Source organism: Streptomyces sp. NPDC015144, from assembly GCF_043079735.1.
GTDB lineage: Bacteria > Actinomycetota > Actinomycetes > Streptomycetales > Streptomycetaceae > Streptomyces.
Genome location: NZ_JBIBUU010000002.1, coordinates 153,691 through 169,822 on the forward strand (window position 1 = coordinate 153,691; position 16,132 = coordinate 169,822).

The window sequence follows — 16,132 nt, forward strand, 5'->3', positions numbered from 1 at the left end:
GTACTGTGCTGCGACCAGCAGCCGGGCAACCTTGCTGACGGCAACGGAATACACCACACCACCGTCTCCTGATTGGTGCGTGAGGCCGTCGGCTTGTTCGCTGTCCGTGCCCCACGCCTGGACCGCGCGCTGATGAAGATCCCCCGGAAGGGAAGCGGAGTCGTCCTGGACGAGACCTCGATCCTCACGCGGCGACCTGCTACAAGGTCGCCCGGAAGCTTCCGTTGACCTGGGGCCAGAAACAGTCCAACGGGGCCCTCGCAGGCTTCCGGGCCCGGTCGAGCGCCAAGTAGGCCGGCGACACATCGCGGTGGGCGCGGCCCGGTCGGGCGTGAAGGGCTGCGGGTGGGCCGGGCGTGCCCTGGCGGGGCGCTCGCGGATCGTCTTCACGCCCTGGCGGGACTGCCCCCGGCGCGGGCGGCCGAGGCTGCCCGGTCGGCCTGGTTCGGGGCCCTGCGGTGCCCCGGTCAGGTGGGGGCGGCGGGCAGGGGCGGTCCGCTCAGCCGAGGCCGTGCTTCTCGCGTGCGGCCTCGGTCAGCTCCTCCATGAGGCGTTCCGGGTCGACCTCGTACTCGGTGTCGTCCAGGGCGTCGTAGTCCCGGGTGCTCAGGGGGAGGCCCAGTGCGGTGAGGTCGGCCGCGAGTCGCGCGAAGGCGATGCGCTCGTCGGGCTCGTCCTGGTAGGCGGCCCGGTCGGCGGCGGCACCCTCGGCCAGGGTGCGGCCGGCCGGTCTCCAGAAGCTGAACTCGGTGTCCAGCTCCACGAGGCGCCAGGGACGGTCCGCGGGCTCGCCGGGATGGAGCCAGTAGCCGAGCCACCCCTTTCCGCCCTTCGCCACGAGCTTCACGTGTCCGGCCATCTCCGCGGCGGCGGCGTTGACGGCCCGCAGCTCCGGGTCCGCGAGTTCCTGCGGGGTCAGGTAGCTGGTGTCCAGGAGTGGGTGGACCTCGCCCGGCTCGAAGAATTCGAGGCCGAGAAGGCGGGCGAGGTCGGTGCGGCCCTCCCACTGCGCGATCAGCAGCACACGCAGGTCGTCCGGGATTGGGCGGCCGTCCAGCCGGTCGCGGGAGAAGGCGGCGAGCCGTTCGTCGTACATGCGCTCTCTCCGGGGCCGGGGCGGGATTCCAGCGCCAACGTAACAGCGGGGTCCGACAACGAACTGCCCGGGGGAGTGACCTGGATCACTGTTGAGGTTGACCCGAGGTCAGGGCGGACGCTTCTCGTACCGGAAGCCGCGAGGGACGCGGCGGATGCGTACGAGGGAGTGGTCGCGATGTCCAACAGCCTGTCGAATCAGTGCCGTCCGGAGCTTCAGGAGATCCTGGAGGAGATCGTCGAGTCCGGGATCACCGGGATCACGCTGCGGGTGCGGGACGCGCGGGGCGAGTGGACCGGCAGTGCCGGAGTGGGCCGGTTGGGCGGGGACGAGAAGCCACCGGTCGACGGGTACGTGCGGATCGGCAGCAACACCAAGACGTTCACCGCCGCCCTGGTGCTGGCGCTCGTCGCGGAGGGCCGGATCGGGCTGGACGACCCGGTCGGCGGGCGGCTGCCGGAGTTCGACGTGGACCCGAGGGTCACGGTGCGGATGCTGTTGCAGCACACCAGCGGGATCTTCAACTTCACCGGCGAGTACTACGAGGACGGCACCGTCGTCCCCGGCATCCCCGCCACCACCGCCGGCAAGGAGTGGGTGGACAACCGCTTCACCACGTACCCGCCGCAGGACCTGGTGCGCCTCGCCCTGTCGAAGCCGGCGCGGTTCGAGCCGGGCGAGGGGTGGAGCTACTCCAACACCAACTACGTGCTGGCCCGGCTGCTGATCGAGAAGGTCACCGGCCGTCCGGTCGCCGAGGAGATGCGGCGGCTGATCACGGAACCGCTCGGCCTCTCCGGCACCACGGCCCCCAGCACCGAGCCGGACATCGCCGAACCGCACGCGCACGCCTACTACCGGTACGAGGAGGACGGCGTGGAGCACACGGTCGACGTCACCCGCCTCAACCCCTCCTGGATCTCCAGCGGCGGCGACATGATCTCGACCTCCCGGGACCTGGAGACGTTCCTCCGCGCGCTGGTGACCGGCAGGCTCCTGCCCGCGGAGCTGCTGGCCGAAATGTGCGCGCCGCGCCCCACGCCCGCCCCCGGGATGGGTTACGGACTCGGGGTCTTCGTGCAGGACCTCGGCGACGGCTCCACCGTCATCACCCACAACGGCGGCGCCGCCGGACACGCGGCGCTGATGTACGCCACCCCGGACGGCTCCACCACCCTGACCGGCACGCTCAACTACGTGGACGACGCGACGCTCTCCCTGGCCCTGCCCTTCCAGCGGGCGACGCAGCGGCTCGTCGACGCGGTGTTCGGTGCCGGACGGACCGGTGCCGCCGGGCGGCCGGACGCGTGAACGCCGGGGCAGAGGAGTTCCCTTCGGCCGGGGCGTCGCGTAGAAAGCGGACCGGAGCCGCGCCGATCCCGGCGTGGCCGGGTCCGGGTACGAGGCAGGCTGGACGGATGAACAACGGGGTCACGATCGGGCAGGCGGCGGAGTTCGTCGGCGTCACGGTGAAGACGGTGCGGCACTACCACAAGCTCGGCCTGGTGAAGGAGCCCGACCGCGACGGCTCCGGCTACCGGCGTTACGGGTCGGCCGAGTTGCTGCGGCTGGTGCAGGCCCGGACCCTGGCCGCCGCCGGGGTGCCGCTGGCCGAGGTCGGGGAGCTGCTCGACGCCGACGCCGACCGGTTCGCCGCCGCGCTCACGGATGTGGAACGCCAACTGACCGAGAAGATAGACGAGTTGACCGCGCGTCGGGACACGTTGAGTCGGCTCGCCGACGGCGACCGGGCGCTGCTGCCCGAGCGGGCGGTGGCGCTGCTGGAGCGGATGTCCGATCTCGGCTTCGACGAGGAGGAGGCCGCGGCGGCCCGGGAGGGGCTGGTGCTGGCGAGGGCGCTGGTGCCCGAGGGGTTCGACGAGCATCTGGCCCGCGTCGAACGCGCCCTGGGGAATGCCGCGTTCGTCGAGTTGAGCAAGCGGGCCGCCGAGTCCGTCGGCTGGGCGCCCGACGATCCCCGGGTCGAGGAGGTGGCCGTCGCGCTGGCCGACCACTACCTCGCCCACCCCGAGCAGTTGGAGATCGTGACCGGGCTCCAGGCCCGTACCGAGGCCGCGACCCGGTACGAGATGGTCGCCCGGCACGGCGAGGAGGCCCCGGGGGCGGCTCGGCTGGCCGCGCTCGTCGAGGCCAGGCTCCGCGCCGCCGGAGTCCGCATCCCGGGGCCGCGGCCCCGCTGACCTGGGCCCTTCCGCTCACTCAATGCGGTCGGGTCAGGTCGGGTCGGGTCGTTCCGGGGTCAGCGGTAGCTGCCGAAGCGTTCCGTGACGGCCGGCAACCGGTCGGCGGCCAGGGCGTGGGCGGCGGCCCGGGGGGTGGTGCCCTCGGCCTCGGCGCGGGTGAGCATCCGGTCGACCAGGGTGCGCATCGACCGGCGGACGTACGCGAACGCCTCGTCGGCGTCGGCGCCTATGTCGCCGAAGAGCGTCCACCACCACCAGGCGTTCGTACCGGAGTTGACGACGACGTCCGGCAGGACGGTGATGCCCCGCGCGGCCAGCAGCGCCTCGGCCTCGGGCAGCACCGGCATGTTGGCCGCCTCCACGATCCAGCGGGCGGTGATCCCGGCCTGGTTGGCGGTGTCGACGGCGTAGCTGACGGCGGCCGGGACCAGGACGTCGGCGTCGGCGGTCAGCCAGGCGTCGGGCGGCAGCTCGCGGTCCCCGGGGCGGAGCGCGGCCCGGTCCACCGTGCCGTGCCCGTCGCGGGCGGCGAGCAGCGCCTCGACGTCCAGGCCGTCCGGGTTGGCGACGGTGCCCTTGATGTCGGCGACGGCGACGACGCGCAGCCCGGCGCGGGCCAGGAAGCGGGCGGTGGCGCCGCCCATGGTGCCGAGCCCCTGCACCGCGACGCGGGTGCCGGAGTACGGGACGCCCGCCCGGTCCAGCGCCGTGAGCGCCGATTCGGCGACCCCGCAGCCGCCCACCAACTCGTCCAGCCCGATGCCGTCCACCTCGATGGTGAAGGCGTCGGCGAGGCGCTGCCGGGCCGCCTCCTCGTCGTCCAGGAGCGGGTAGACCGCCTGGACGGAGGAGACCAGGCCCGCCTCGGCGGCGGCCCGGTCCACCAGGTCCTGGGTGAGGCCGAGATCCTCGCCGGTGGTCCAGAAGTGCTCGACGTACGGGCGGACGGCGCGCAGGTAGCGGACCAGGACGCCGTACGCGGCGGGGTCGCGCGGGTCGCAGTCGATGCCGCCCTTGGCGCCGCCCAGCGGGATGTAGCGGGCGGCCGGGTCGTAGTGCAGCAGCTCCTTCATCGTCATGCCGCGGGCCAGTCCGGCGACCTCCTCCAGGGTGCAGCCGGCCCGCATCCGCAGGCCGCCGCTGGAGACGCCGCGCACCAGGCGGTCGATGACCAGGTGCCCCCGGTGCCCGGTCTCCTGGTCGGTCCAGGTGAGGGAGACCAGCGGGGCGTTGGCGGTGGACGGGGTCATCGGGAGGGCTCCTCGGGGACGGTGATGAGGGTGGGGCCCTGGGTGTCCAGGGCGTGGCGCAGCGCCTCGGCGAGCGCCTCGGGGGAGTCGGCCCGTACGCCGTGGCCGCCGTAGGCGCGGGCCAGCGCGGGCAGGTCGACGGGCGGGAGGTCGACGGCGGTGGGGCGGTCGCCGCGGGCCGCCATCTCGTCGCGGATCTCGCCGTAGCCGCCGTTGTCGAAGACCACGACGGGCAGCGGGAGGCCCAGTTGTACGGCGGTGGCCAGTTCCTGCACGGAGAACTGGAGGCCGCCGTCGCCGCTGAGCGCGACCACCGTCCGGTCCGGGTCGGCCGCCTTCGCGCCGATCGCGGCGGGCAGCGCGTAGCCGAGCGTGCCGAAGCCCGTCGGGTGGAGGTAGCGGCCCTCCGGGCCGACCGGCAGGTGCGGGAGCGCGCCGTTGTAGCAGCACTGGGCGCTGTCGGAGGTCAGGACCGTGTCGGCGGGGAGCACGGACCGCATCGCCGCCAGGTACGGCAGCAGGTGGCCGTCCAACTCCCTTGTTGCGGCGTCCCGTTCGGCGCGGAGGGCGGCGACGGTGCGGTGTGCCCCGGCCCTTCCGGGAGGAGCGGGCAGGGCGGGCAGGGCGGCGAGGAGGGCGCGCAGGGTGGGGCGGGCGTCGCCCACCAGCGGGATGCCGGCGGGCAGCCCCGCGTACATCTGCGCCGGGTCGAGGTCGGCCCGTACCAGTGTGCCGCCGAGCGCGGGCGGCGACGTCCACAGGTCGGACTCGGCGAGCTCCGTGCCGACGGCGAGCACCACGTCCCGCTCCGCGAGCCAGCGCTGGACGGCCGGGCTGTGCAGCGAGACGCCGAGCGCGAGCGGATGGCTCTCGGGGACGATGCCCTTGCCGTTGGCCGAGGTCACCACGGGGGCGTCCAGCAGCTCGGCCAGGCGCAGGCACTCGGCGGCGGCCCCGCGCGCCCCGCCGCCCAGCACGATCCCGGGCCGGTCGGCCGCCCACAGCGCCCCGGCGGCCTCCGCGACCGCTCGGGGGTCCGCCGCGACGGGCGGTACCGGCGGGGCGGTGCGCACCGGCCCGGCCGGTTCGGCGGCGGTGAGCAGGTCCAGCGGGACCTCGATGTGCACCGGCCGGGGGCGTCGCGTCCGGAAGAGGGTGAAGGCGCGGGCCACGGCCACGCCGATCTCCTCGACGGAGGAGACCCGGTGGCTGACGGCGGCGACGCCCCGCAGCGCCTCGGTCTGGCTGCGGGTCTCGTGCAGCAGCCCGGTGGACTGCCGGGGGTGGCGCAGCGGCATGCCGGGGGAGACCACGAGCAGCGGGACGCTGTCGGAGTACGCCTGGCCGACGGCGGCCGCGATGTTCAGCAGGGCCGGGCCGGTGGTGGTGAGCGCCACCCCGGGCCGCCCGCTGGCCCGGGCGTACGCGTCGGCCGCGTACCCCGCGCCCTGTTCGTGGCGGGGATTGATGTGCTCGATCCGGTGGGCGGCCAGATGCCGGTAGATCTCCAGGTTGTGCGTGCCGGGGATGCCGAAGATCCGGGTCACGCCGTGCGCGGCGAGCGCTCTGACCAGGGCTTCCCCGCCGGTGATCGGGGTGGTGGGGGCGGGGGGACCGGACGGGGCGGGTGCGGGCACGGCACGGACTCCTTACTGAATGAAGGGTCAGTATCGAGAGCGTGGGCCCGGCCTGTCAATGTGCCGGGTACTGAATGTGCGTTCAATCCGGGAGGGTGGTTCGCGCGTACCACGACCGGACGAGGGCCGCCACCCGGTTGCGTACGCCGGTGGAATGGTCGGCGGTGTCCGCGGGGCGAGCCACCTCCGGCGGCCGGGGCGAATCCCTACCTTGCCCGGCATGAGGCTGAGACATTTCGGATCCCGGACCAGAGGCCGTGGCCGTGGTCGGGGGCAGAGCAGGCTGGGACGCTGGGCCGTGGGCGGGCTCGGTGTGCTCGGGATGGTGGCGGCCGGTCTGGGGCTGCCCGCGCAGTCGGCCACGGCCCAGCCCTCGGGCGTACCCCTGGTGAACGAGACCTTCACCGGGGCCACCGCGGACCCGGAGTTCGAGGGATTCGGGCCCGCCTGCCTGACCGGCGCCCCCGAGGCCCCGGCACCCGGCCCCGGCACCCACCCGCTCACCGGGTGCCCGGCCGGAGCCACCGGTCCCGTACCGCCGGACAACGCTGCCCCGCACGGCTACCTCCGGCTGACCGACGCCTCCCAGGACCAGTCCGCCGCGGTGCTCTACAACCACGCCCTCCCCGCCAACCAGGGCCTGGTCACCAGCTTCGACCAGTGGCAGTACGGCGCCACCACCAACCCCCCGGCCGACGGCATCTCGTTCTTCCTCATCGACGGCGCCGCCTCGCTGACCGCTCCCGGGGCCTTCGGCGGCAGCCTCGGCTACGCGCAGAAGCTGCCCAGCAACGACCCGTCCCAGCCCTTCCTGCCGGGTGTCAACCACGGCTACCTCGGGGTCGGCCTCGACGTGCTCGGCAACTACTTCGGCGACTGGGAACGCCGGGGCACCGGCTGCGCCAACCGCTCCCCGTCCGGCACCGCCTTCTACATCCCGGCGCCCGGCGAGAACATGGTGACCCTGCGCGGGCCGGGCAACGGCACCGAGGGCTACTGCTTCCTGGACGCCACGACCAGCAACTTCTCCACCACCGGCCCCTGGCCCTCCACCCTGCCGGGCCGCCTCCAGGGCCCGACGACCACGCTCCCGGCGGGCGTCACCCCGCAGGAGGCCGAGGCCCTGCTGGAGCCGTCCCGCCGCACGGTGACCGTCGAGATCTCCCCGGCGCCGAACCCGGTCGTCACCGTCGCGATCGACTTCCACGACGGCAACGGCAGCCGCCAGGTGCTCTCCACCCCGGCGCCCCAGCCGGTGCCCAGCACCTACAAGTTCGGCTTCGCCGCGTCGACCGGTGACTTCACCGACGTCCACCTCATCCGGAACGTCAGTGTCCACGCGGCCGCGCCGCTGCCCCAGCTCAACCTGGTCAAGCAGGTCTCCCAGGAACCGCCGCTGGAACTGCCGCTGACCCCCGGTACGGAGGTGCCGTACGAGTACGTGGTCACCAACAGCGGCGGGGTGCCGCTGACCGATGTGACCGTGGCCGACGACCGGGTCACCGGGATCAGCTGTCCGCGGACCACGCTCGCCGTGGGCGCGTCGATGACCTGCACCGGCACGTACACCGTCACCGCCGCGGACGCCGCGGCCGGAGAGGTCACCAACCGGGCGACCGCGCACGGCCGGGCCGACGACACCCCCGTCGTATCACCCCCGGACGAGGTCACCCTGCCGGTGCAGAGGGGCCCCGGCATCCGGCTGGAGAAGTCGGTCGACGACACCCGGGTGTACGAGGTCGGCGACGAGGTGACCTACACGTACACCGTCACCAACATCGGCCCGACCGGGCTGACCGGCGTCTCCGTCAGCGACGACCGGGTGACCGGGGTGACCTGCGGGACGACCACGCTCGCCCCGGCCGGGCAGCCCGGTGACAGCACCACCTGCACCGGCACCTACCGGATCACCGACGCCGACGCGGCCGACGAGTCGGTCACCAACACCGCCACCGCGCACGGCCGCTCCGACGGCACCGCCGTGGAGTCGGAGCCGGACCGGGCCACCGTGCTGGTCGCCTCCGAACTGTCCCTGGGGCTCACCAAGTCGGTTGACGACAGCCGGGTCTACCGGCCGGGCGACCACGTGACGTACACGTACACCGTCACCAACACCAGCAATGTGCCGCTGACCAACATCGCGGTCACCGACGACCTCGTGCCGGATGTGACCTGCGAGGCGACCACGCTCGCCCCCGGCGCCTCCACCACCTGCACCGGTACGTACACCGTCACCCGGGCGGACGCGGAGCGCGGGCAGATCGTCAACGTGGCCGACGCGCGCGGACAGTTCGGCCGCACCGAGGTGCAGTCGGAGCCCGACGACGCCACCGTGCGCACCGAGCAGGAGGCCGTGCTCTCGCTGCACCTGACGAAGAAGGTGGACACCTCGCGCACCTACAAGGTGGGCGACGAGGTGACGTACACCTACACCGTCACCAACACCGGCAACCAGGAGCTGACCGGCGTCTCGGTCAGTGATGACCGGGTGACCGGGGTGACCTGCGAGGCGACCACGCTCGCCCCCGGCGCCTCCACGACCTGCACCGGTACGTACACCGTCACCCGGGCGGACGCGGTACGCGGCGAGGTGGTCAACACCGCGGTGGCCTCGGCACGGAACGGCGCCGTGGTGTCCAACACGGACCAGGCCCGCATCAACGTCCAGAAGAAGCCGTGCGAGGGCAAGGAGTGCAAGCCCAAGCCGTGCCACGGCAAGGACTGCAAGCCGAAGCCGAAGCCCTGCCACCAGAAGAGTCACTGCCACGCCTGACCCGCCGGACCACGGGCACCCGCCACCACCCAGGTGGCGGGTGCCTCCGCGTGTGCGGTCAGTGGCGGCCGGCGAGCCGGTCCGCGAACTTCGCGACCGGGTCCGTACCGGCCCTCGGCGAGGCCAGTTCGCGGCGGTCGGCGGCGCGGTAGGCGGCGTACATGCCGTGCACGCCGATCCACCGGAAGGGCTCCGGCTCCCAGCGGCGGACCTTGTGTCCGACCCAGGGGAGGGTGGTCAGCTCGGTGGGGCCGGACTGGCCGGAGTCCTGCTGGACCAGGTCGCGCAGGGTGCGGGCGGCGAGGTTGGTGGTGGCGACGCCGGAGCCGACGTAACCGCCCGCCCAGCCGAGCCCGGTGGAACGGTCCAGGGTGACGGTGGCGCACCAGTCGCGCGGGACGCCGAGCACCCCCGACCAGGCGTGGTCGATGCGGGCGCCCGCGGCGGCGGGGAAGAAGCGGACCAGGATGTCGCGGAGCGCCTCGATGGTGGCGGGCTGGGTGCGGCCGTCGTTGTCCGTGCCGGAGCCGTAGCGGTAGGGCACGCCCCGGCCGCCGAGCGCGATCCGGTCGTCGGCGGTGCGCTGGGCGTACATGTAGGCGTGCGCCATGTCGCCGAGGGTCTCGCGGCCCTCCCAGCCGATGGTGTCCCAGACCGATCGCGGCAGCGGCTCGGTGGCGATCATCGAGGAGTTCATGGGCAGCCAGGTGCGCCGCTGGCCCTTGAGGTTCGCGGTGAACCCCTCGGTGCAGCGCAGGATGTACGGGGCGCGGACGGTGCCGTACGGGGTGCGGGCGTGCTTGGGGGTGATCTCGGTGACCGGGGTCGACTCGTGGACGGTGACGCCGAGCGCCTCGACGGTGGCGGCCAACCCTTGGACCAGCTTGACCGGGTGCAGCCGGGCGCCGTGCGGGGTCCAGCTGGAGCCGACCGCCCCGGCCACGTTGACACGTTCGCAGGTCTCCCGGGCCCCGCGCAGCACCCGGTCCGTCTCGCCGAAGGCGATCTCCACGGAGTGGAAGTCCTTGAGCCGGGCCAGCTGGGCCGGGGTGTAGGCGACCTCCAGGACACCGCCCTGGTGGATGTCGGCGTCGATGCCCTCCTCGGCGGCGACCCGTACGACCTCGTCGACCGTCTCGTTCATCGCCTGCTGGAGGCGGACGGCGGCCTCGTGACCGTGCAGTTTCGCGTAGCGGTCGCGGCCCGCGATGCCGTTGTACAGCCAGCCGCCGTTGCGCCCGGAGGCGCCGTAGCCGCAGAACTTGGCTTCGAGGACGGTGATGTTGAGGAAGGGGACGGCCTTCTTGAGGTAGTAGGCCGTCCACAGCCCGGTGTATCCGCCGCCGACGATGCAGACGTCCGCGGTGGAGTCGCCGGGCAGGGGTTCCCGGCCGAGGGGGACGCCCTGGTCCGCGTACCAGAACGATATGCCGCCGTTTACGGTGCTGACGGTGCTCATGTTGACCCTGCTCTGTCCGGTAGGGAGCCCTCGTGGCTCTCGGGCGGGACGTTACTGCGCGGGGAGGGGTTTCGTCCCCTGCCGGAGCGGGTGAGCGGGTAGCAGGCGAGGCCGATGAGCGCGGCGCAGAAGTGGCCGAGGTCGGTGAAGGTCCGGCTGGTGATGAGCGGGACGCCGTAGAAGACGAGGACGGCGAAGGCGTACACGTACCGCCAGGGCGCCGGGACGCGGTACGTGAGGACGGCGACCACTCCCGCGAGCGCGTAGCTGACCCCCACGTCCAGTGTGTCGGCGGCGGACGGCACCACCTGCCCGTGCCGGATCCCCCAGGCCAGCACCCCCTCGCTGGCGAGCGTGGCGAGCACATGCGCGAGGACGACGACGGCGAACCAGCGCAGGGTGCCGAGCCAGCGTTCGGCGGTCGCGTGGAAGACGGTGTAGAGGAAGGCGTACGGCAGCCAGTGGCCGCCGTCGATCCAGAGGGCGCTGGTGAACAGGACGCGGACCGGGTCGTGGCTCAGCTCGTGGATGTTGGTGGAGCGCTGCCGCAGGAAGTCCTCCTCGAAGTCCGGTGACATGAAGTGGACGAGGACCGTGGTGACGAAGAGCGCGGCCAGCCAGACGTAGGTGCCGGGCGCGCTGCGGATCCAGGAGCCGGTGCTGCGGAGCCACCGGCCGGCGGTGGAGCGGCGCCGGGTGGGCGGTGCGGGGCTGCTCGGGGTCATATCCGATTGACGCACGGCCCCGGGACCGGCGGCGTGACCGACATCCCGGAGGACGGGGGCGGAGGAAGCGGGCGGCGGTCGTCTGCTTACCCTGCCCCCATGATCCGTACCGCTGTTCCCGCAGATGTCCCCGCCATCCACACGATGATCCGTGAGCTGGCCGAGTACGAGAAGGCCCCGCACGAGGCGCGGGCCACCGAGGAGCAGCTGCACGAGGCGCTGTTCGGCGACCGGCCCGCCGCGTACGCGCACATCGCCGAGGCGGAGGACGGCGAGCCGGTCGGCTTCGCGCTGTGGTTCCTGAACTTCTCCACCTGGCGCGGGGTGCACGGCATCTACCTGGAGGACCTGTACGTACGCCCGGAGCGGCGCGGCGGCGGCCACGGGAAGGCGCTGCTGACCGAGCTGGCACGGATCTGCGTGGAGCGCGGCTACCAGCGCCTGGAGTGGTCGGTGCTGGACTGGAACGCCCCGTCCATCGCCTTCTACGAGTCGCTGGGCGCACGGCCGCAGGACGGGTGGACGGTGTACCGGATGACGGACGCGGCCCTGGCGGAGCTGGGCGGGCGGTAGCTCCGGGGGCGTTGTCGGTGGGGTGCGCCAGGATGGGGGCATGGCACGGAGCAGCGGGAAGACGGCGAAGCGGACCATCGCGGCGGCACGGCGGCCGGAGGTGCGGCTGCCGCCGCTCGTTCCGTACGACGGCGCGGGGCTGGAGCCGGACGGTGACTACGACGGGGTGCGGTTCGCGGCGACGGACCTCTCGGACGGGTCGGGCCGGGGCGCCCGGTTCATGGACTGCGCCCTGGACGGCTGCGCACTGGACCGTACGGGGCTGGCCAGGGCCCGGTTCATCGACTCGGTGCTGACCGGGGTACGGGGCGTGGGCACCGATCTCGCGGGGGCCTCGCTGCGCGACGTGGAAGTGGTGGACGCCCGGCTGGGCGGGGTGCAGCTGCACGGTGCGGTGCTGGAGCGGGTGCTGGTGCGCGGCGGGAAGATCGACTACCTGAATCTGCGCGAGGCCCGGCTCACGGACGTCGTGTTCGAGGGCTGTGTGCTCTCCGAGCCGGATTTCGGGGGCGCGCGGCTGGTCCGGGTGGAGTTCCGCGACTGTGTGCTGAGACGGGCCGACTTCAGCTCCGCGCGGATGGAGGCGGTGGATCTGCGGGCGGCCGCGGAGCTGGACATCGCGCGCGGGGTGGACCGGCTGGCGGGTGCGGTGATCAGCCCGGTGCAGCTGATGGAGCTGGCCCCCGCGTTCGCGGCGCAGATCGGGGTGCGGGTGGAGGCGTAGAGGCGCTCGGATCAGATACGGGGGAAGCGGGCCTGGAGGTCCCAGATGACGGGGTTGTCGGCGAGCCCTTCGTGCAGGTCGGAGAGGTCGGCGATCAGGTCGTGCAGGAAGTCGCGGGCCTCGCGGCGCAGCAGCGAGTGGCCGAAGGTGAGCGGGGGCTCGTCGCCGGGCATCCAGTCCGCCTCGATGTCGACCCAGCCGAAGCGGCGCTCGAAGAACATCAGGTCGGACGACTCGGTGAAGTCCAGCTCGGCCTGCTGCCGCCGGTGCGAGCGGCTGCCCCGCGGGTCCTGGTCGATCCGCTCGACGATGTCGCACAGCGCCCACGCGAAGTCGAGCACCGGCACCCATCCCCAGGCTGTGGACAGCTCCCGGTCCTCCTTGGTGTCCGCGAGGTAGACGTCACCGCAGAACAGGTCGTGCCGCAGCGCGTGGACGTCCGCGCGGCGGTAGTCGGTCTGCGGCGGGTCGGGGAAGCGCCGGGAGAGGGAGTAGCCGATGTCGAGCATGTCTCGATGGTGTCATGCCGGAAGCACCGTCAACGCCGGGGCGGTCGATGCGCTCGATCCGGTGAATGGTCGGGGAATTCCTGTTCTGGCATATGCCAGGCACATAGTTTTTGCGCATGGTCAGTTCACCCCATGAAGCACAGCATCGGATTTTCCAGGAGAATCCGACGCTGTTCACCAGCGCTTTCGAGGCGCTGGGCGTGCCCTTCCCGGAACCGGTCGCCGTGTCCCTCATGGACACGGACCTGACCGAGATGTGTCCCGTCGAACGGCACGTCGACACACTGCTGCGGATCGATGTCGTGGGTGGCGGATGCTACGTGCTGGCGATCGAGGCGCAGGGACGTAAGGACCCGGAGAAGCGGAGCAGCTGGGCGTACTACCTCGCCCACCTGTACGCGAAGTTCCGCTACCCGCCGGTGCTGCTGGTCGTCTGCCGGGACAAGGCGACCGCCGAATGGGCGGCCGAGCCGATCCGTATCGGACTGGAGAAGCATCCGAGCCTCGCCGTGTTCCCGCTGGTCCTGGGCCCGCACAACGTTCCCGTCGTGACGGACGCGGCGCGCGCCGCCGCCGACATCCCCATGGCGGTGTTCTCTGCGATCACACATGGTAACGATCAGGACATCGCTGCCATACTGGAAGCCCTCGCCGTGGCCCTCAGAGCCACGGACGCCGATTCCGCGGCGATCTTCGCCGAATTCACCGAGGCGGGGTTGGGAGACACCCAGGCCCGCGAGATCTGGAGGAATTTGATGAGCACGAGCCTCAGCCACTTCCGCGGGATCGTCGCCGAGAGCTTCCGCGACGAAGGGCGCGAAGAAGGGCGCGAAGAAGGGCGCGAGGAAGGCATCGCGAAGGAGCGTTCCCTGAGCGTGCTGCGGATGCTGGACCGTCGGGGCGTGGCCGTGAGCGAGGCCGACCGGGAGCGCATCGGCGCGTGCCGGGACCTGGCCACGCTCGATCTCTGGGTCGACCGGGCGTTCACGGTGAAGACGACCGACGACCTCTTCGACCAGGGCTGACGACCAGGATCACGGGGGATCACGGCAGCAGGCGCTGCTCCTTGGCGACGGCGACGGCGCCCGCGCGGGTGTCGACGCCGAGCTTGTCGTAGATCCGGCCCAGGTGGGTCTTGACCGTGGCTTCGCTGATGAACAGGGCCCGGGCGATCTCGCGGTTGCCCAGGCCCTGGGAGAGCTGGGCCAGGATGTCCAGCTCGCGATCGGTGAGGGTGGGCAGCGGCTTGCGCATCCGGGCCATGACCCGGCTCGCCACCGGTGGGGAGAGCGTCGTACGGCCCTGGGCGGCGGAGCGGATCGCGGCGAAGAGCTCCTCGGGGCGCTCGGCCTTCAGCAGATAGCCGGTGGCGCCCGCCTCGATGGCCCGGGTGATGTCGGCGTCGGTGTCGTACGTGGTGAGGACCAGGACGTGGACGCCGGTGGAGGAGATCCGGCGGGTGGCCTCGACCCCGTCGATGTCCGCGCCGAGCTGGAGGTCCATCAGGACGACGTCCGGGGTGAGCTTGGCGGCCAGGGCGACGGCCTCCTCGCCGCTGCCGGCCTCGCCGACGACCTCGATGTCCGGTTCGCTGCCGAGGAGGGCGAGCAGTCCGGCGCGGACGACGACGTGGTCGTCGCAGAGCAGGATGCGTACGGGCGGCGTCGCGGTCATCGGGGGTCCTTCGCGGCGGTGGGCGGGGTGACGGGGGCGAGCGGAATGGCGGCGGAGAGCACCGTACCCTCGCCCGGCACCGACTCGACGGTCAGCGTGCCGCCGAGCTGGCCCAGCCGGGCCCGGATCGCGGGCAGCCCGTGACCGCGCACGCTGCCGGGGGTCCGGGTGGCCCCGGTGGGGGTGAAGCCCCGCCCGTTGTCGGCGATGTCGAGGACGACCCGGTCGTCGAGGTGGGTCAGGGTCAGCGCGGCCTCCGTGGCGTGCGCGTGCTCCTTCACGTTGGCGAGCGCCCCCTGCGCGATCCGGAGCAGGGCGGACTGCGTCCGGTCGGGCAGCGGGGAGTGCCGCTCGCCCTCCACGTGGCAGCGGACGGTGAGCCGCCCCTGCGCCTGTGCCGTCTCCCGGGCGGCCAGCGCGTGCAGGGCCGCCTCCAGCCCGCCGCCCTCCGCGAGATCGGTGGGGGCCAGGTCGTGGACGAAGCGGCGGGCCTCGGCGAGATTGCGCTCCGCGATGCCGGTGGCCGTACGGACGTGACGGCGGGCGGTCGCCGGGTCGGCGTCCCAGGTGCGGTCGGCGGCCTGGAGCAGCATCTGCTGGCTGGACAGCCCCTGGGCCAGGGTGTCGTGGATCTCCATCGAGAGCCGCTGCCGCTCCGCGAGGGTGCCCTCGCGGCGCTCGGTGGCGGCCAGCTCGCGGCGGGTGCGCAGCAGGTCGTCGATGAGTTCCCGCTGCCGTTCGGAGAGCTCGCGCTGGTACTCGGCCTGGCGCCGCATGTGGACGAAGACCGCCGTCGCGATCACCGCCACGGCGGGCGGGGCCAGGACCAGGTTCGGGTCGAACCCCTGGGCCAGGCGCAGCTGCGCCGCGACGACGAACAGGGTGAGCAGTACGACGAGCGCGAGCGCGGCGCGCGGCGGAAGGATGCGCAGCCCGGTGAAGAAGAGCGGCACCGCGCACCACGCGAAGCTCGGCGCGAGGACGACCACCACCATCCACACGGCGACCAGCACGCCCAGCCACACCAGCGATCGCGGCGTCGGACGCGTTCCGAGCACCGGCCCGAGCACGTACAGCACGGCGAGCGCGAGGGAGAGCGCGATGATCCACGGGGTGCGGGCCTCGCCGGGGTGGCGCAGCAGGAAGCGGGTGAGCGAGGCGCCGAGCAGCAGGAAGAACGCGGCGTGCATGAGGAGCGTGAGCCACCGGGCGCCCGGATCGTAGCCCTGTGCCGCCCCGGCAGCCGCTCCCCGCCCCGCACCGGCAGACGTTCCCCGCCCCGCACCGGCGGCCGTTTCCGTACCGGTCGTGGAGTGAAAGCCGTCCGCGGCCCGTCCCGCGCCGGTGCCAGTGCCGGTGCCGGATGCCGATGGGCTGGACCGGTGCTTCACCTCGTACCTCTCGCTCCCCGGGTCAGGGCTCCGGCCGACCCACCTGGGTACGGTCGTGATCTGCACGGATACCGCCATGGTCACCCCGGTCCGGCGCCCCCGCATCAACCGTTCGGC

Annotated in this window: 14 protein-coding genes; 6 read left to right on the top strand and 8 right to left on the bottom strand. The window is 72.8% G+C overall.

Features of this window, described 5'->3' with window-relative positions; translation table 11 throughout:
- Positions 1 to 499: 499 nt before the first annotated feature.
- A complete protein-coding gene (locus ACF08W_RS04750) occupies positions 500 to 1,096 on the bottom strand; it encodes a hypothetical protein (protein WP_392278422.1) in 597 nt (198 codons plus the stop codon).
- Positions 1,097 to 1,273: 177 nt separating this feature from the next.
- Here ACF08W_RS04750 and ACF08W_RS04755 point away from each other — a divergent pair, with 177 nt between their 5' ends.
- Positions 1,274 to 2,407, top strand: a complete 1,134-nt coding sequence (locus ACF08W_RS04755) for a serine hydrolase domain-containing protein (RefSeq protein ID WP_392278423.1) — start codon at positions 1,274 to 1,276, stop codon at positions 2,405 to 2,407.
- 107 nt (positions 2,408 to 2,514) lie between these two features.
- Positions 2,515 to 3,297, top strand: coding sequence for a MerR family transcriptional regulator (locus ACF08W_RS04760; RefSeq protein ID WP_385207538.1), 783 nt, complete (start codon positions 2,515 to 2,517; stop codon positions 3,295 to 3,297).
- Positions 3,298 to 3,356: 59 nt separating this feature from the next.
- Here the strand turns inward: ACF08W_RS04760 and ACF08W_RS04765 are convergent, their stop codons facing one another.
- Positions 3,357 to 4,550, bottom strand: a complete 1,194-nt coding sequence (locus ACF08W_RS04765; RefSeq protein WP_385207535.1) for a Glu/Leu/Phe/Val dehydrogenase dimerization domain-containing protein — start codon at positions 4,548 to 4,550, stop codon at positions 3,357 to 3,359.
- Positions 4,547 to 6,187 (bottom strand): 5-guanidino-2-oxopentanoate decarboxylase, encoded by a 1,641-nt coding sequence (locus tag ACF08W_RS04770; RefSeq protein ID WP_392278424.1) that lies wholly within the window; start codon positions 6,185 to 6,187, stop codon positions 4,547 to 4,549. Before ACF08W_RS04770 ends, ACF08W_RS04765 begins: the two co-directional genes overlap by 4 nt.
- A gap of 298 nt (positions 6,188 to 6,485) precedes the next feature.
- Here ACF08W_RS04770 and ACF08W_RS04775 point away from each other — a divergent pair, with 298 nt between their 5' ends.
- On the top strand, positions 6,486 to 8,960 hold the full coding sequence (locus ACF08W_RS04775) for a hypothetical protein (protein ID WP_392278425.1): 2,475 nt from the start codon (positions 6,486 to 6,488) through the stop codon (positions 8,958 to 8,960).
- Between the two features lie 58 nt (positions 8,961 to 9,018).
- On the opposite strand, the gene ACF08W_RS04780 is transcribed toward ACF08W_RS04775, so the two are convergent.
- Both ACF08W_RS04780 and ACF08W_RS04785 read right to left on the bottom strand, forming a co-directional pair.
- Complete coding sequence (locus ACF08W_RS04780) at positions 9,019 to 10,419, bottom strand: NAD(P)/FAD-dependent oxidoreductase (protein ID WP_392278426.1); 1,401 nt, start codon at positions 10,417 to 10,419, stop codon at positions 9,019 to 9,021.
- On the bottom strand, positions 10,416 to 11,144 hold the full coding sequence (locus tag ACF08W_RS04785; RefSeq protein WP_385207523.1) for a rhomboid-like protein: 729 nt from the start codon (positions 11,142 to 11,144) through the stop codon (positions 10,416 to 10,418). The genes ACF08W_RS04780 and ACF08W_RS04785 overlap by 4 nt, the downstream gene beginning before the upstream one ends.
- A gap of 99 nt (positions 11,145 to 11,243) precedes the next feature.
- On the opposite strand from ACF08W_RS04785, the gene ACF08W_RS04790 reads away from it, so the two are divergent.
- Complete coding sequence (locus tag ACF08W_RS04790; protein WP_352280023.1) at positions 11,244 to 11,717, top strand: GNAT family N-acetyltransferase; 474 nt, start codon at positions 11,244 to 11,246, stop codon at positions 11,715 to 11,717.
- A 40-nt stretch (positions 11,718 to 11,757) separates the two neighbouring features.
- Complete coding sequence (locus ACF08W_RS04795; RefSeq protein ID WP_392278427.1) at positions 11,758 to 12,441, top strand: pentapeptide repeat-containing protein; 684 nt, start codon at positions 11,758 to 11,760, stop codon at positions 12,439 to 12,441.
- Between the two features lie 11 nt (positions 12,442 to 12,452).
- Here the strand turns inward: ACF08W_RS04795 and ACF08W_RS04800 are convergent, their stop codons facing one another.
- The gene (locus ACF08W_RS04800; RefSeq protein ID WP_392278428.1) at positions 12,453 to 12,950 is read right to left on the bottom strand and encodes a hypothetical protein; all 498 of its coding nucleotides are present in this window, start codon (positions 12,948 to 12,950) and stop codon (positions 12,453 to 12,455) included.
- Between the two features lie 116 nt (positions 12,951 to 13,066).
- On the opposite strand from ACF08W_RS04800, the gene ACF08W_RS04805 reads away from it, so the two are divergent.
- Positions 13,067 to 13,975: a hypothetical protein gene (locus ACF08W_RS04805; RefSeq protein WP_392278429.1), complete on the top strand. Its 909-nt coding sequence runs from the start codon at positions 13,067 to 13,069 to the stop codon at positions 13,973 to 13,975.
- A 19-nt stretch (positions 13,976 to 13,994) separates the two neighbouring features.
- On the opposite strand, the gene ACF08W_RS04810 is transcribed toward ACF08W_RS04805, so the two are convergent.
- Both ACF08W_RS04810 and ACF08W_RS04815 read right to left on the bottom strand, forming a co-directional pair.
- Positions 13,995 to 14,624, bottom strand: a complete 630-nt coding sequence (locus ACF08W_RS04810) for a response regulator (RefSeq protein WP_392278430.1) — start codon at positions 14,622 to 14,624, stop codon at positions 13,995 to 13,997.
- Positions 14,621 to 16,093 carry a sensor histidine kinase gene (locus ACF08W_RS04815; protein ID WP_392278431.1) on the bottom strand — a complete coding sequence of 491 codons (1,473 nt, stop codon included), beginning with the start codon at positions 16,091 to 16,093 and terminating at the stop codon, positions 14,621 to 14,623. The genes ACF08W_RS04810 and ACF08W_RS04815 overlap by 4 nt, the downstream gene beginning before the upstream one ends.
- Between the last annotated feature and the right edge of the window lie 39 nt (positions 16,094 to 16,132).